This is a genomic window from Streptosporangium sp. G12 (assembly GCF_052983175.1).
Window position 1 is genome coordinate 61,317 of sequence record NZ_JBRIQO010000002.1, and the last position, 15,428, is coordinate 76,744.

Annotated in this window: 12 protein-coding genes; all 12 read right to left on the reverse strand. The window is 71.8% G+C overall.

Going from position 1 to position 15,428, the window contains the following annotated elements; genetic code table 11:
- Positions 1-65: 65 nt before the first annotated feature.
- The 12 genes from sppA to ACVCAG_RS03565 all read right to left on the reverse strand — a co-directional run bounded on the left by sppA (position 66) and on the right by ACVCAG_RS03565 (position 15,408).
- On the reverse strand, positions 66-1,769 hold the full coding sequence (gene sppA / locus ACVCAG_RS03510; RefSeq protein ID WP_440084486.1) for a signal peptide peptidase SppA: 1,704 nt from the start codon (positions 1,767-1,769) through the stop codon (positions 66-68).
- A 168-nt stretch (positions 1,770-1,937) separates the two neighbouring features.
- Positions 1,938-3,998: a S8 family serine peptidase gene (locus ACVCAG_RS03515; protein ID WP_440084487.1), complete on the reverse strand. Its 2,061-nt coding sequence runs from the start codon at positions 3,996-3,998 to the stop codon at positions 1,938-1,940.
- Positions 3,999-4,146: 148 nt separating this feature from the next.
- Entirely contained in the window at positions 4,147-5,751 is a 1,605-nt protein-coding gene (locus ACVCAG_RS03520) for a glycosyl hydrolase family 18 protein (protein WP_440084488.1), read from the reverse strand.
- Positions 5,752-6,030: 279 nt separating this feature from the next.
- Complete coding sequence (gene glgB, locus ACVCAG_RS03525; protein ID WP_440084489.1) at positions 6,031-8,334, reverse strand: 1,4-alpha-glucan branching protein GlgB; 2,304 nt, start codon at positions 8,332-8,334, stop codon at positions 6,031-6,033.
- 290 nt (positions 8,335-8,624) lie between these two features.
- Positions 8,625-9,869, reverse strand: a complete 1,245-nt coding sequence (locus ACVCAG_RS03530) for a copper amine oxidase (protein WP_440084490.1) — start codon at positions 9,867-9,869, stop codon at positions 8,625-8,627.
- Between the two features lie 3 nt (positions 9,870-9,872).
- A complete protein-coding gene (locus ACVCAG_RS03535; RefSeq protein WP_440084491.1) occupies positions 9,873-10,547 on the reverse strand; it encodes a hypothetical protein in 675 nt (224 codons plus the stop codon).
- 215 nt (positions 10,548-10,762) lie between these two features.
- Entirely contained in the window at positions 10,763-11,263 is a 501-nt protein-coding gene (locus tag ACVCAG_RS03540; protein ID WP_440084492.1) for a GNAT family N-acetyltransferase, read from the reverse strand.
- Between the two features lie 217 nt (positions 11,264-11,480).
- Complete coding sequence (locus ACVCAG_RS03545) at positions 11,481-12,074, reverse strand: bifunctional 4-hydroxy-2-oxoglutarate aldolase/2-dehydro-3-deoxy-phosphogluconate aldolase (protein WP_440084493.1); 594 nt, start codon at positions 12,072-12,074, stop codon at positions 11,481-11,483.
- The gene (locus ACVCAG_RS03550; protein ID WP_440084494.1) at positions 12,071-13,039 is read right to left on the reverse strand and encodes a PfkB family carbohydrate kinase; all 969 of its coding nucleotides are present in this window, start codon (positions 13,037-13,039) and stop codon (positions 12,071-12,073) included. Before ACVCAG_RS03550 ends, ACVCAG_RS03545 begins: the two co-directional genes overlap by 4 nt.
- 159 nt (positions 13,040-13,198) lie before the next feature.
- Positions 13,199-14,344, reverse strand: coding sequence for a galactonate dehydratase (gene dgoD, locus ACVCAG_RS03555; protein WP_440084495.1), 1,146 nt, complete (start codon positions 14,342-14,344; stop codon positions 13,199-13,201).
- Positions 14,345-14,426: 82 nt separating this feature from the next.
- Positions 14,427-15,137, reverse strand: coding sequence for an FCD domain-containing protein (locus tag ACVCAG_RS03560; protein ID WP_440084496.1), 711 nt, complete (start codon positions 15,135-15,137; stop codon positions 14,427-14,429).
- Positions 15,138-15,171: 34 nt separating this feature from the next.
- Positions 15,172-15,408 carry a hypothetical protein gene (locus ACVCAG_RS03565; protein WP_440084497.1) on the reverse strand — a complete coding sequence of 79 codons (237 nt, stop codon included), beginning with the start codon at positions 15,406-15,408 and terminating at the stop codon, positions 15,172-15,174.
- Positions 15,409-15,428: the final 20 nt, after the last annotated feature.

The following is a 15,428-nucleotide window of genomic DNA, read 5'->3' on the forward strand; positions in this document are numbered from 1 at the left end:
CACGGGCGGGAGCCGCCGCGTTCGAACGCGGCGGCTCCTTCACCGAAGGACGAGGAAAGGCATGGTCAGCGGATCGTCCACGAGCCCGGGAGCATCAGCGGCCCGTACGACGGCAGGCCCAGCTCGCCTGCGAGGTGGGCGATCGGGCCCCAGGCCTCCAGGCGGACCCGGGCCGTGGCGGCGGCCTTGTCCTCGCTGGACTCCGCGGGGCGCAGCCGCTCCAGGGGGCTGAGCTTGGGATAGGAGCGCACCGGGGCGTCGACGGGCAGTCCTGCCTTCTTGCGGGCCAGGGCCAGGGCGTCCTCCAGGCCGCCGAGCTCGTCGACGAGGCCGCCCTCCAGGGCGTCCGCCCCGGTCCAGACCCGGCCCTTGGCCAGCTCGTGGGCCCGCTCGCGGGACAGGCCGCGCCCCTCGGCGACCTTGTTCACGAAGTCGTCGTAGACCCGGTCGAGCCAGGCGTTGACCCGTGCCCACTGCGCCTCGGAGAAGGCGTTGGTGGGGGAGAGCATCCCGGAGTTGGCGCCCTCGCCGACGGTCTCGGAGGACACGCCGATCTTCTCCAGCAGCCCGCCGATGACCGCCTTGCCGCCGAACACGCCGATGGAGCCGGTGAGCGTGCCCGGCTGGGCCACGATCACGTCGGCGGCCATCGAGACCATGTAGCCGCCGGAGGCGGCCAGGTCGCCCATCGAGATCACGATGGGCTTGCCCGCCTTGCGGGTGAGCACGACCTCGCGCCAGATGGCGTCGGAGGCCGTGTACGAGCCGCCGGGGCTGTCGACCCGGAAGACGACCGCCTTGACGTTGTCGTCGCGGCGGGCCGCGCGCAGGGCGGCGCAGATGGTGTCGGAGCCCATGGCGCCACCGCCGCCCAGCGGGCTGCGGCCGCTGCGGCCGAGCCGGATCGGGCCGTTGCCGCGGACCAGGGCGACGGTCTGCTCGCCGGGGTGCGGGAGCTTCTTGGCGGACAGCGCCTTGGCGTAGCGGCCGACGTACAGCAGCAGCGTGTTGTCGCCGACGGCCTCCTTGACCTCGTCGTAGACCTCGTCGCGGTAGGCCAGCCGGTCGACGAGACCGGCCTCGACGGCCTCGGCGCCGATGAACGGGCCCTGGTCGATGAGCTCGCGCACCTTCGCCGGTTCGAGCCCGCGCCCGTCGGCGATGCCGGCCACGACCTGTTCGGTGATCGACTCGGTGATGCGGCTCATCGACTCGCGGTGGGCCTCGGTCATGTGGTCCTGGGTGAAGGTGTTGGCGGCCGTCTTGTACTCGTGCCGCTGGCCGATCTGGTACTCGACGCCGAGCTTGCCCAGCGCGCCCCGCAGGAAGCGCTGCTCCATCGCGACACCGGTCAGCCCGACGTCGCCGGACGGCTGGAGGTAGACCCGCTCGAAGGCGCTGCCCAGGTAGTAGGGGACGGTGCCCCCGCCGAGCTCGCCGAAGGTCTCGGCGAACGCGACGGTCAGCTTGCCCGAGGCCCGGAAGTGGATCACGGCCTGGCGGAGCTCCTGGACGATCGCGAGCCCCAGCGGCTGGCCGCCGATCTTGACGATCAGCGCCTTGACCCGGTCGTCCTTCCTGGCGCGCTTGAGCCCGGCCAGCACGTCGGTCAGGCTCGTCTTGCGCATCGCCAGGACGGCGCTCAGCGGATCCACCGGGGGACTGCCGTCGGTCAGGCCCTCGGTGAGGTCGAGCTCAAGGACCAGTGGAGCGGTACGGCGCTGCTTGAACCGGTCGACAGTGTCGATGATCACCTTGGTCGCGTCCATGCCCCTCACCCTAAGCGACACATACCGGGCTTATGCGGTTCGGTGAACGTCCACCTGTTTTCCGGCCCCCGGGGGTTCCATGACCCCGGCGTCTACGCGCGGTCCGGCGGGCGTCCACCTGTTTTCCGTCCCCGGGGGTCTTCATGACCCCCGGGGTCCACGCGGCGCCTACGCGGCTCGGCGGGCGTTCACCTGCTTCTTGAGCATCGAGGTGGATGCGGCGGGAGAGCCGCCCTTCAGGCGCGTCTTCTCCACCGAGGTGAGAACCGTCTTCAGGGTGGCCGTCTCCTTGATCCTGGCGGTGAAGTTCACTCCGCCGTTCGCCCAGTTCAGCCAGGCGGCCAGCAGCTCGCTCTCCAGCCTGGTCCTCGCCGTCTTCTTGGCCGGCTTGAGCACCTTGTACGCGGCGGCCGGCGTGGAGGCGGGCGTGACCTCGGCGAAGACCTTGCTGGCCTTGGTCACCAGGCCGAGGTAGCAGCCGAGCGTCGCGTCCGAGATCTTGCCCTTGCCCCGGGTGACCTCCACCGCCCACTGCGCGGCGCTCAGCGTCTTCGTGGACTTGCCGCGCGTGCACACCGTGGGCGCCGCCGCCGCCTTCGTCGGGGGGACGGTCACGGTCACGGTGATCGTCACCGTCGGCAGCGGGATCGGCGTCGGCGCCGGGTCGCTCGGCGCGGCCGAGGGGGAGGGACCCGAGCTGGGGTCGGGGCTGGGCTCCTCCGAGGGCTCGTCGGACGGGTCGTCGGCGGGCGGGTCGGCGGGCTCCTCGGGAAGGGGCGTCTGGGTGACGGGCGGGCTGGGGGTGCCCCCGGCGATCGCGGCGTTCAGGTCGAGACGCGGGGTGGTCACCGTGCCGTAGACGATCGGGCGGCCCGTCGTCTTGAGCTGCTGGGCCAGCGCGTCCGGGGTGCCCGGGGCCTTCTGGGCCATCAGCGCCAGGGCGCCGGTGACGAACGGGGTGGACATCGAGGTCCCGCTGTAGACCTGGTGGCCGCCACCGGGCACCGCGGAGTCGATCTCGAGACCGGGGGCGAAGAGGTCGAGCACGGAGCCGTGGTTGGACCAGTGGGGGACGGTGTCGTCGTCGCCCGTCGCGCCCACCGTCACCGGGCCGGAGAAGCAGCCGGGAGCCCCGGCGCCGGACACGCCCTCGTTCCCCGCGGCGGCCACGACGGCCACGCCCTTGGCGCGAAGGTCGTCGATCCGGCTCCTCATCGCCGCCAGTTCGGGTTCGGCGTCACACGTTCCCTCGTAGAGGCCGCCGCCGAGGCTGAGGTTCACCGCGGCGACGTTCCTGCCCTCGTCCTTGAGCTTCGCGACGTGTTCCAGGGCGAGCAGGATCGTGGACTCGAATGCGGTCAGGCAGACCCCGCCCTCGTCGGCGCAGTCGTTGATCCTGCTGAAGACCTGGATCGCCACGATGTCCGCGTCGGGGGCGACGGCGTGGGCGATCCCCGCCACGTGGGTGCCGTGGTCACACAGGTTGACCTGCTCGTGGACGCAGGCGGCGGTGTTGGCGTCGGCGGACCCGGGGTCGCTCGTCTGCCCGTTGGGGCACAGGGACTGCGCGCCGTCGTCCGTCGCGGAGAAGCAGGCCTGCGCCACGACCTTGCCCCCGAAGTCGGGGTGGGCGGCGTCGATCCCGGTGTCGATGATCGCGATCGTCTGGCCCTGGCCCTTGGTCCCCGCGGCGTGCGCCCTGTCCGCGCCGATCACCTGAAGGCTGGTGGCCAGCGAGCCCGCCGAACCCAGTGATCCCAGCGACGTGGGGGAGTACGTGCGGTCGCGGCGGATGGAGAGGACGCGCGGGTCCTCGGCCAGCTTGGCGAGCGACTCGCCGGTCCCCTCGACCACGATGAACGAGGTGTCCGCGGGTTCGAGGACGACCTGGGCGTCGGGCAGCCGCCGCGCCTCCCCGGCCACCGGCGCCGCCTCCGCGGGGGCCGCCAGCTCGACGATGACCCGGGCCCCGTCGCCGTCGGAGGCGAGTCCCGCCTCCAGCTTCGGCAGCGGAGGCGCCGGTGGGGGCGTCGCGTCGGCGGGGGGCGGGGCCGGTGTGGCGGCGGGCGTCTCCTGGCCCTCCGTCCCTCCGGCTCCGTCGTCCGGGGCCGCGGGTGGGCTCTCGCCCGCGGAGGCCGCCGGCGGTGCCGGTGTGTCCTCGGCGAGGGCGGGTACCGCGGGCGCGATGGTGAGAACCAACGCCATGGCCACGAGAGCTCGAAGTCGCACACGTCCTCCGGGGGGATCAAACGGGCGTTTCGGAGTCTAAGCAGCCGTATGCGCCGCGTGAATACTTTGCCCCAGATTTGGAGGATCTTCGGAGAAAAGCTCGACCCCCCGCGGCGTAGCGCACACGGAGGGTCGAGTGGTCGGAATATTACTTGAGGCCGTTGGAGATGGCGGTGATCAGCTCACCGTTGGTGGTGTCGCCGCTGGTCTCCCAGAAGAACGCCCCGCCCAGACCCTGGTTCTTGGCGTAGGTCATCTTCCCGGCGATGGTGGAGGGGGTGTCGTAGCTCCACCAGTTGCCGTTGCAGAAGGCGTAGGCGGTGCCGCCGACGGTGCCGGTGGGCGGGCACTTGGTCTTGAGGACCTTGTAGTCCTCGATCCCCGCCTCGTAGGTGCCCTGGGCCGCGCCGGTGGCGGAGCCGCCCGGAGCCGCCTGGGTCACGCCGGTCCAGCCGCGGCCGTAGAAGCCGATGCCCAGCAGCAGCTTGTCGGCCGGGATGCCCTTGGACTTGAACTTCTGGATCGCCGCGTCGGAGTTGAACCCGGCCTGCGGGATGCCGGGGTAGGAGGTCAGCGGCGAGTGCGGAGCCGTCGGGCCCTGGGCGTTGAAGGCGCCGAAGTAGTCGTACGTCATCGGCATGAGCCAGTTCAGGTTGTTGATGGCACCCGCGTAGTCGGCGGCGTCGATCTTGCCGCCGTTGGAGCCGTCGGCCGTGGTCGCCGCGGTGACGAGGGCGTTGGGGCCGAACTTGGTGCGCAGCGCGGAGATGATGTTCTTGAAGGCGTTCGGGCCGCTGCTGTCACAGGTCAGGCCACAGGCGTTGGGGTACTCCCAGTCGACGTCGATGCCGTCGAACACGTCGGCCCAGCGCGGATCCTCGACCAGGTTGTGGCAGGAGTCGGCGAACGCGGCCGGGTTCTGCGCGGCCTGGGTGAAGCCGCCGGACCAGGTCCAGCCGCCGAAGGACCAGATGACCTTGATGTTCGGGTAGGCCTTCTTCAGCTTGCGGAGCTGGTTGAAGCTGCCGCGCAGCGGCTGGTCCCAGGTGTCGGCCACGCCGTCGACGCTGTCGGCCGCGGTGTAGGCCTTCTCGTAGTCGGCGTAGGAGTCGCCGATGGTGCACCGGCCGCCGGTGGTGTTGCCGAAGGCGTACAGGATGTGCGTCAGCTTCGACGCGGAGCCGTTCGTGACCAGGTTCTTCACGTGGAAGTTGCGGGCGTAGACGCCCCACTGGGTGAAGTATCCGACGATCTTCTTACCGCCGGGAGGCTGGACGGTGGGGGTGACCGTCGGGGTGGGGGTCGGGGTCGGCGTGGGGGTGACCGTGGGCGTGGGGGTGGGCGTCGGGTCCGGGGTACCGCCGCCGTCGCAGGCGGCGCCGTTGAGCTTGCAGTTCAGCACGCCGGTGATGCCACCGGGCGCGCCGTTGAAACCGAAGCTCGTGGAGGCGCCCGCCGCGAGCGCGCCGTTCCACGACTTGTTGACGAAGGTGTAGTGGTTGCCGCTCTTCGTCAGGTCGGCGTCCCAGGACGAGCTGATCGAGGTGCCGGCGGGCAGGTCGAACTCGACCTTCCAGCTGGTCAGCGCGCTCGTCCCGGCTTTCACGACGACCTTGCCCTCGAAACCGGAGCCCCAGTTCGAAGTCGTCGAGTAGGTCGCGGTGGCGGGTGTGGCGGCCGTCGCCGTGCCGATCCCCAGGGGGACGAGCAGCGCTGCCGCCGCGATGAAGGAGCCGATGGTAATTCGTCGCAAGGGTCGCTCCAGGTCAGAGAGTGCCAAGTCCCCGTATTCATAGGAAAGTTTCCTATTAGTTTTCTGAGCGTAGGTTCTCGTTCGCCGACGGTCAATGCCTTGTTCGTGGATATAAGGCCGATTTAAGGTTTTCGGCCGGGCGGGCGGCGGCGCGGGTGCCGGAAGCGCGAAGCGCGAAACGGGCCGGTCGCGCGCCCGCGCGACCGGCCCGTTTCGCATCTGGCCTGTCAGAGAGTCGTCAGGGAGTCAGAGGCCCTGTCGGAGAGTTCCGGGGCCCGGTCAGGCCGGTTCGGCCTCCCTGCGCTCCTCCGGCTCCTCCGGTCCCCTCGGCTCGTCCGCGGCGGGCAGCTCGGTCACCACCCGCTCCCGTACGATCTCCCGCTCCGCGGCTTCGACGATCTCCGCCGCGCGCTCGTCCACGGCGGGTGCGAGCTCGCCCGGATGGCGCAGCCACAGGGCGCCCAGGGGCGGGACGCGCAGGGTCGCGGAGTACGGGAGACCGTGCCGCGGCTCCTCGATGGCCTCGACGGCGCCGAGGTTGCCCACCCCGCTGCCCGCGTAGTCGTAGGCGTCGGTGTTGAGCACCTCCTCCCACACCCCGGGGAAGGGCAGCCCGAGACGGTAGTCCTCGTGCGGCGCGCCGGAGAAGTTGGCCACGCACGCCACCACCGAGCCGTCCTCGGCGTAGCGCAGGAAGGAGAACACGTTGCCCAGCGCGTCGTCGGCGTCGATCCATCGGAAGCCGTCGGGGGAGGCGTCCACGCTCCACAGGGCCGGGGATTCCCTGTAGACCCGGTTGAGGTCGCGGACCAGCCGCTGCACCCCCCTGTGCCCGTCGAAGTCGAGCACCCACCAGTCGAGCCCGCGCTCCTCCGACCACTCCGAGCCCTGGCCGAACTCGCCGCCCATGAACAGCAGCTGCTTGCCGGGGTGGGCCCACATGAAGGCGAACAGCGCCCGCAGGTTCGCGAACCGCTGCCACTCGTCGCCGGGCATCTTGCCGAGCAGCGACCCCTTGCCGTGCACCACCTCGTCGTGCGAGAGCGGCAGCACGAAGTTCTCCGAGTACGCGTACATCAGCGAGAACGTCATCTGGTGGTGGTGGTACTGGCGGAAGACCGGCTCGTGCTTGAGGTACGCGAGCGTGTCGTGCATCCAGCCCATGTTCCACTTGAACCCGAAGCCGAGCCCGCCCAGGTGCACCGGCCGGGAGACGCCCGGCCACGCGGTCGACTCCTCGGCGACGGTGATGATGCCCGGCGCCTCCCGGTAGGCGACCGCGTTCATCTCCTTGAGGAACGCGACCGCGTCGAGGTTCTCCCTGCCGCCGTACTCGTTGGGCGTCCACTCGCCCTCGCGCCGCGAGTAGTCGAGGTAGAGCATCGAGGCGACCGCGTCGACGCGCAGCCCGTCGACGTGGAACTCGCGCAGCCAGTACACGGCGTTGGCGACCAGGAAGTTGCGCACCTCCCTGCGGCCGAAGTCGAAGATGTAGGTGCCCCACTCGGGGTGCTCGCCCCGCGCGGGGTCGGCGTGCTCGTACAGCGGGGTGCCGTCGAACCTGGCCAGCGCCCAGTCGTCCATCGGGAAGTGCGCGGGCACCCAGTCGACCAGCACCCCGATGCCCGCCTCGTGCAGGCTGTCGACCAGGTGGCGGAAGTCGTCGGGGGAGCCGAAGCGGGACGTCGGGGCGTAGTAGGAGGTCACCTGGTAACCCCAGGAGCCGCCGAACGGGTGCTCGGCCACCGGCATCAGCTCCACGTGCGTGAACCCCATGTCCACCACGTAGTCGACAAGCTCGACGGCGAGTTCCCGGTACGACAGGCCGGGCCGCCACGAGCCGAGGTGCACCTCGTAGACGCTCATCGCCTCCCGCAGGGCGTCGCCGCCCGCGCGGCGGCGCATCCACTCGTCGTCCCGCCAGACGTATTCCGACTTCTCGATCACCGAGGCGGTCGCGGGCGGCACCTCGGTGCGCCGGGCCATCGGGTCGGCCTTGGCCCGCCAGACCCCGTCCGCGCCGAGGACGCTGAACTTGTAGCGGTCGCCGGGGCCGAGACCGGGAATGAAGAGCTCCCACACGCCCGACCTGCCGAGCGAGCGCATGGGGTGCGCGCCGCCCTCCCAGTGGTTGAAGTCACCGATGACCCGGACGCCGCGCGCGTTGGGCGCCCACACGGCGAAGGCCGTGCCGTCCACGTCCTCGTGCCGCATGACCCGCGCGCCGAGGGTCTCCCAGAGCCGCTCGTGGCGCCCCTCGCCGATGAGGTGCAGGTCCACCTCGCCCAGCGTGGGCCAGTGCCGGTAGGGGTCCGTGGTCTCGTACGGCTCGGCACCGGCGTAGGTGATCCGGAGCCGGTAGTCGGGGATCTTGTCGATCCCGGGCAGGGTCACCGCGAACACGCCGTGGGCCACGTGACTCATGTCGTGGGCCTCGCCGTCCACGAGCGCCTCGACCTTCTGCGCCAGGGGCCGCAGCGTCCGGATCGTCACGCCCTCGGGACCCAGGTGCGACCCGAGGATCGAGTGCGGATCGTGGTGCGCTCCGCCCGCGAGCCGGTCCAGGTCCAAGTGCGCGTTCATGGCTTACTCCCGTAGATCGATAGCCCCTACCTTGCCCTACTCGGGTGACCCATCCCATGCCCCTGTCCGCTATCACCATGCGTGTTGGTAAAACGTGCGGATCCAAGCGAGATAAAAGTCACGATTGTCGGTTATGTGGGGCCGGTCACACCATCGTGCGCCGACCGTATCCGATCATGGGCGGCGGCGTGCACGGGTTCGGGCCGCCGCCGACGGCCGGTGTCTCCCGACACGGCGGGGAACCGCCGGGAACGGCCTGGAACGACGCGCCGGGGAACGGCCGGGCGCGGTCAGTACGGGTTCTTGGCGGTGACGTCACGCGGGGTGATGCGGAATCCCTGCCAGTGGCTCGGCATGGGGTCGGCGTCCTCGTCGCGGGGGACGTGGTGGTAGCCGACGTTGACCCACAGCACCGGGTCGGCGAGCCGCTCCCCGTTGGTGTAGCGGTCGACGGAGCGGGCGCACCCGGGGGCCGGGTTGACCGTCGCCAGCCGCTCGCAGGAGCGGTAGTCGGTGACGTAGAGATCGGCCCGGGTGAAGGCCTCGTCGGCGGGGCCCCGGTACTGGGCGGTGTCGGAGTTGTTGATCTCCCAGGAGACACGGTGCCCGTCGGCGTTGCGCACCTTCTTGTCGACCACCCGCCACCAGCGCATCGGTTCGCTGACGGCCTTGGCCTCCTTCGTGAAGGCCGTCCGCAGGATCTTCCGGCTCGCGGTGCCGGAGCCGCCGAAGTCGTACTGCTCCACGACGTCGTCCGTCCGGCCCGCCACGTCGAAGTCCAGGCGCCAGAAGATGTTGTGGGTGTGGCTCGCCTCGAACCCGCTCGCGCCCACCCCGATGGGCCAGCCGTGCTCGGGCGTGGTGGCGAACCCGGCGAGCGACCCGGTGGCCCCCACCCGCGGGGTGATCGCGCCGTCGTCGGAGAAGGCCCATTCGGCCAGGTAGGTGTACCAGCCGACCTGGAAGGCGGCGAACACCACCAGGTCACGCCCCTGAGCCGTCTTGTTCAGCTGCTCGGGGAGCGCCTTCAGGTACGCGTGGCCGCGAGCCCTGGTCGTCACGCAGACGAACTGCTCGCGACGCTCGCCGAGCGGGCAGTCGGCGGCCCGCAGCGGGATGGCGGTGTAGCCCAGCGACCCGATGTCGTGGTAGCGGGGACGGCCCCTGTCGTACGGCACGTGGATCTGGGCCAGCGAGGTGCTGCGCAGGACGGTGATCGGCCGCTGGCCCCTCGGCGTGTAGACGATCCTGGTCAGGGTCAGCCCCTCGACGTTGCGCATCTCCCAGCAGAGCTGCCAGCGCGCCCCGTTGGGCAGGGTCTTGTCGACGCGGTACGGCGCGTTGCAGGGGGTCGCCGCAGGCCGCGCGGCGGTCCCCGGTGCCGTCGCCGGCGCCTCCGCCGGGGCGCCGGACGGTGGCGGCGCGCTGGACGACGTGAGCGGCGGCAGCGGAGGTATCGGCGCACCGGGCGCGGAGGGCGGTGCGGCGAGCCCTCCGGCGAGCAGGGCGCAGGAGAGGGTGAGACGGAGGAACACGGGCTACCACTCCAGGGTGTGGATCTTCTTGGCGGACAGGTCGACGACCATCCGGCTGGTGTCCAGCCAGGTGCCGTCGGGCAGCCGGACGAACAGCCGCAGGCACCGGTGGACCTCGCACTGCCCGGCGGGGCCGCTCTCGCCGAACGGGGTGAAGATCAGCCCGCGCAGCCCCAGGTCCGCCGCCGACCTCAGCCGGCCGCCCCCGGCCCTGGCGTACGCGTCGCGCGTGATCTTGCCGTATCCCGGGTGGGACAGCAGGAGACCGGCGGCCGTCGTCTCCTCCTCCTTCGACGGCGGCGGCTGCACCCCCCGCGCCACGGTCTCCCGCACGATCGCGCCGCGGCCGAGGTCGACGGTCCGCACGATGAGCCTGTCGTTGCCGTAGTCGTAGAGGTACGCGTCGGCGCGGCGGCGGTCGGAGGAGTCCTTGTCGTCGTCGCGCTCCACGTAGAGCAGCTTGATCCGCCCGGCGGCCATGTGCGATCTGGACCCCGCCGACGCGATCGTGGTGGCCTGGGCGACCTCCTGGCCGGTCAGCGGGTCCTCCCGCGCGGGCATCTGCAGGGTGGACCTCGCGGCCTGGGATCCCTGCTCGCCGGAGAGGAACAGCACCGCCCCGGCGACGACGGCCACCCCCGCCCCCGCGACCGTCATCACCATCAGTCTTCGCCCCATGAACGCCCTCTTTACTCACCGTTGACTTTTCATTGCGAAGAGTAGCGATCGGGGAGTGTCCCGGCGGGTCCAAAGGCGTATTGCACTTTTGGTTTATCTTGTTGGCGTTAATGGATTTTTGTCCGCATTCTGGACCCGGGGGCCGGGGCGGGCCGGGACCTTCCCAGGCGGGTCAGGGAAGGCGTTCCGCGCCTTTCACCTGCGGCGGGGGCACCTCACCCGCCCGCGGGAAGCGCGTCCGGCAGGAGGTCCCACTCCTCCCAGGAGATCTCCCTGCCCGGCCAGCGCACCGAGGCGTACGGCCACGCCTCGTCCAGCCAGGCGCGGACCACCGGCTCCAGCTCCTCCTCCAGGCCCGTGCCCTCCTCGTCGGCCCGTACCCAGAACGACACGTCGGCGTCGGCCCCGCGCTTCTCCGGAGGATCGACGTAGACGCAGCCGAGCAGGCGGGACCCGCCGGGACTCATGACCGCGTAGTTGAAAGACCTGCGCAGCAGGGCCTCCTTCTGGTGCCAGGCCAGGTCGATCAGGTTGTCCTCCAGCGTCATGTCGCCGGGCGGCCAGCCCCACAGCGGGAAGCGCTCCCGCAGCCGGGCCGCGCTGCTCATCACGGCGTCGAAGTCGCGCACCGCGTCGTGAATCGTGATGGGCCGGATGTGGAACCTCACGTGCTCCACACCGGCGGGGATCTCATGGGTTCTCGGGAGGAACGGCATGCGGACCAGGCTGGCGCACCCGCCTTGGCACCCGCTGAACGCTCCCTTGCCTGAACGCCCGCTTGCCCGGCCGCCGCGGACGGTGCCGTCACCGTGGAGGGTCCGGAGCCGGTCGGCGGTGTCGCGGCCTCACGGCCGGACCCGCGCCCGGCCCCGGTACCGAAGTCCTCGACGCCGAGACAGCGGCCGGTCAAGGACGGTACGGGGTTCGACCCGATCAGCCCGTGCCGCCGAGCCCGGCCAGGAGGCCGGCCAGCTCGGCGGTGCTCGCCCGGGTGAGGGCGTCGCCCATGCCGACGGCGATCGCCCCCGCGCGGATCCACTCCGGCGCGTCCTGTACGGTCACCCCGCCCGTCGGCATGAAGGGCACCTGGCCGAGGGCGCGGGACAGGTCGCCGAAGGCTGCCAGGCCGATCCCGGACGCGGGGTAGAGCTTGACGACGTCCGCGCCGAAACTCATCGCGGTCAGCGCCTCGGTGGGGGTGAAGGCCCCGGGCATGGCGGCGGCCCCGCCGCGGTGCGCGGCCTCGATGACGGCGCGGTCGACATTGGGCGCGACGACGAAGCGGGCACCGGCCTCGATCGCCTCCTCCGTCGCCCGCGCCGTGAGCACGGTCCCGGCGCCCACCACGGCGTCCGGCCACGCGCCGGTCAGCTCGTGGATGAGCCGCAGCGCGCCGGGGGTGGTCATGGTGATCTCGATGAGCCGCACACCCGCGGCCAGCACCTCGGTCGCGGCGGCGCGCGCCTCGTCCTCGCTCCGCTTGCGGATGATCCCCACCAGCCGATGGGATCTGACCAGGTCGATCATCGATCGAATCCTCCCTGTCCTGAAACGAAGGCGTCGTACTCGTGCGAGCGGGGGAATCCCTCGTAGTCGCCCCGGTGGGCCACCACCTGGGCGGCGGTCCACGACCCGGTCCGCAGGGCGTCGGCGAAGGAGCGGCCCCGGAGCAGCTCGAACAGGTAGCCCGCGGTGAACGCGTCCCCCGCTCCGACGGTGTCGACGACGGCCGGGGCCGGGTGGGCGGGCAGGTCGACCGGCTCACCGCCCCGCTCGGCGGCGACGCACCCGCGCTCGCCGCGACGGATCACGACCCGGGGGACGCCGAGGTCGGTCAGGGCGCTCAGCGCGTCCGCGCAGGTGGTGGTCGCGCTGATGGCGAGCGCCTCGTCCTCGCCCAGGAGCAGGTCGTCGACGTCCGGCAGCAGCGTGCGGCAGGCCGCCGCGGCCTCTTCGAGCGTCCACAGCTTGCGGCGGATGTTCGGGTCGAAGCTCACCGGCACCCCGTGGTCGCGGGCCAGGCCGACGAGGGTGCGCACGGCCTCGGCGGGCCCCTCGCCGAGGGCGAGCGTGACGCCCGTGACGTGGACGCGGCGGGCCGCCGCGACGAGCTCGCCGGGCACGTCGGCGCCGGTCAGCTCGGTCGCGGCGGATCCGGCCCGGTAGTAGTACACGTTCGTGAGATGCGGGCCGAGCACCTCCTTGACCATCATCCCCGTCGGGGACCCGCCCGTCTTCACGTGGCCGACGTCCACACCCTCCCCGCGCAGGGTGCGGTGGACCTCCACGCCGAAGGGATCGGGGCCGACCCGCGAGATCATCGCGGGCCGCGCGCCGAGCCTGGCCAGGCCGATGGCGACGTTCGCCTCCGCCCCGGCTATCGACTTGGCGAGGCAGGACGCGCTGTCGAGGCGCTGTCCCTGCACGTACAGGCTGACGAGCGTCTCTCCGAGGGTGAGGATGTCGGATACCTGGGCGTCAGGCATTCGCATGGCATTCGTCCTTGTGGTCGGTGTGGAACGCGGAGACGGTGAGCCGCCGGGTCACCGCTCCGGAGGCGGGTACGGTCCCGCGCCGGTCGGGTCGAGCGCGGAGCCGGGCCTCGGCTCGACGCGGACGCCGGCGCGGCGGGACCGGGGCGAGCCGGTCGGTCACCATTCGGCGAACGAGCCGTCGTCGTGGTGCCAGACCGGGTTGCGCCAGGCGTGGCCGGTACGGTCGGCGCGGCGGACCGCCCGCTCGTCCACGGTGATGCCCAGACCTGGGGCGTCCATCCGGCGCAGGTGCCCGTCGACGAAACGGAACGGCTCGGGGTCGACGACGTAGTCGAGGAGGTCCGCCCCCTCGTGGTAGTGGATGCCGACGCTCTGTTCCTGGATGAGGAAGTTGGGCGTGGCGAAGGCGACCTGCGCGCTCGCGGCCAGGGCGATCGGGCCGAGCGGGCAGTGCGGCGCGAGGAGGGCCCCGTAGGTCTCGGCGAGGGCCGCGATGCGGCGTACCTCGGAGATGCCGCCCGCGTGGGAGAGGTCCGGCTGCACCACGGCGACACCGGCCCGCAGCGGTTCGAGGAACTCGGCGCGGCCGTACAGCCGCTCGCCGGTGGCGATCGGGATCGGCGAGCAGGTGACGACGTCGTGCAGGGCGTGACCCTGCTCGGGAAGCAGCGGCTCCTCCGCGAACAGCGGCCGCAGCGCCGCGAGTTCGGGGAGGATGCGGCGGACCGCCGCCGCGCCCGCCCGGCCGTGGAAGTCCACGGCCACGTCGCGCTCGTCGCCGAGCACCTCCCTGGCGGCGGCGAGCCGTCGCACCACGTCGTCGATCTCGGCCGAGGTGGGCAGCGGGGAGAGGCGGCCGCCGGCGTTCATCTTGACCGCGGTGAAACCCGCCTCGACCTGGGCGGCGATCTCCGCCGCCACCTCACCGGGCTCGTCGCCGCCCACCCAGGAGTACACCCGGACGCGGTCGCGCACCGGGCCGCCGAGCAGCGCGTGGACCGGGGCGCCGTACGCCTGCCCCGCGATGTCCCACAGCGCCTGGTCGAGGCCCGCGACGGCGCTGGAGAGCACGGGGCCGCCCCGGTAGAAGCCGCCCTTGGTGAGCACCTGCCAGTGGTGCTCGATCCGCAGGGGATCCTCGCCGACGAGATATCCGGCGAGCACCTCCACCGCCGCCCGCACCACCTCGGCGCGGCCCTCGACGACCGGCTCGCCCCAGCCGACGATGCCCTCGTCGGTCTCCACGCGGCAGAAGAGCCAGCGCGGCGGGACGAGGAAGGTCTCGACTCGCTCGATCTTCACTGCGCTTCCTTCACGTCTTGCGAGTCCTGGGGGTTCCCCGGCCTCCGGGTGGAGGCCGGGAGCTTCGAGTCCTGCGAGGTCCTCACTGGTCTTCCTTCGATCGGCGGATCCTGGCCACGTCGTGCACGGCCTTGGCCAGCAGCTCTCGCATGGCGCGTTCGGCGGCGTCCGGGTCGCGGTCGTGGATCGCCTCGACCACCGCCCGGTGGCTGGGCACCGGGTCGTCGTGGTGCTCGCCGCCGTGCACGAGGCGGTCCCGTTCGGCCAGGCCGGTCTCGATGACGATCTCCATCCGCTCCAGCAGCTCGTTGTGCGTGGCGGCGAGCAGCGCGCGGTGGAAGCGCAGGTCGGCGGCGACGGCCGCGACGGGGTCGCCGTCGGCGGCGGCCATCGCGTCGAGCGCCGCGTCCAGGGCGGCGAGGTCCGCCTCCGTGGCCCTGTCGCCGGCCAGCCGGGCGGCGGCCGGCTCCACGATGGTGCGTACCTCGTGCAGCTCGTCCAGCAGCCGGGGGTCGGTGTGCTCGTCGAACTGCCAGCGGATCACATCGCCGTCGAGCAGGTTCCAGTCGGTGCGCGGCCGCACGAAGGTGCCGCGCCGCTGCCGGGCGTCGACGATGCCCTTGGCGGAGAGCACCTTGAGTGCCTCGCGCAGTGCGGTGAGGCTCACACCCAGCTCCTCCTGCAGAGCCACGATGTTGAGCGTCTCGCCCTCGGCGATCCCGCCGCTGAGGATTCGCCGTGCGACGATCTCGACGGTCTGCCCGTGGACGCCGCGATGTGCGTACCGTGCCAAGGTTTTCGCGCCTTCCCTGTTGGTGATCGATGTTTCAGGCCGAGGCTTTCACCGCGGTCCGGCCGCCGTCCACAACGGGACCGGCGACGGTCGCGTGAGCCGCGTCCGGCGGCGCGAGGAACGCGACGGCGGCGACCACCGCGACCGCCGCGGCCCCGCGGGTCTCGTCCCGGACGCCGGCGGCCACGGACGGTGATCGCCCGCCGGGGGGCCGGATCTCGTCCGCGAGGACCGTCGTGTCGCGGGCGTCCAGCACGTCCGGCGGCCCCACCGCGGCACCACGGCGGCTCC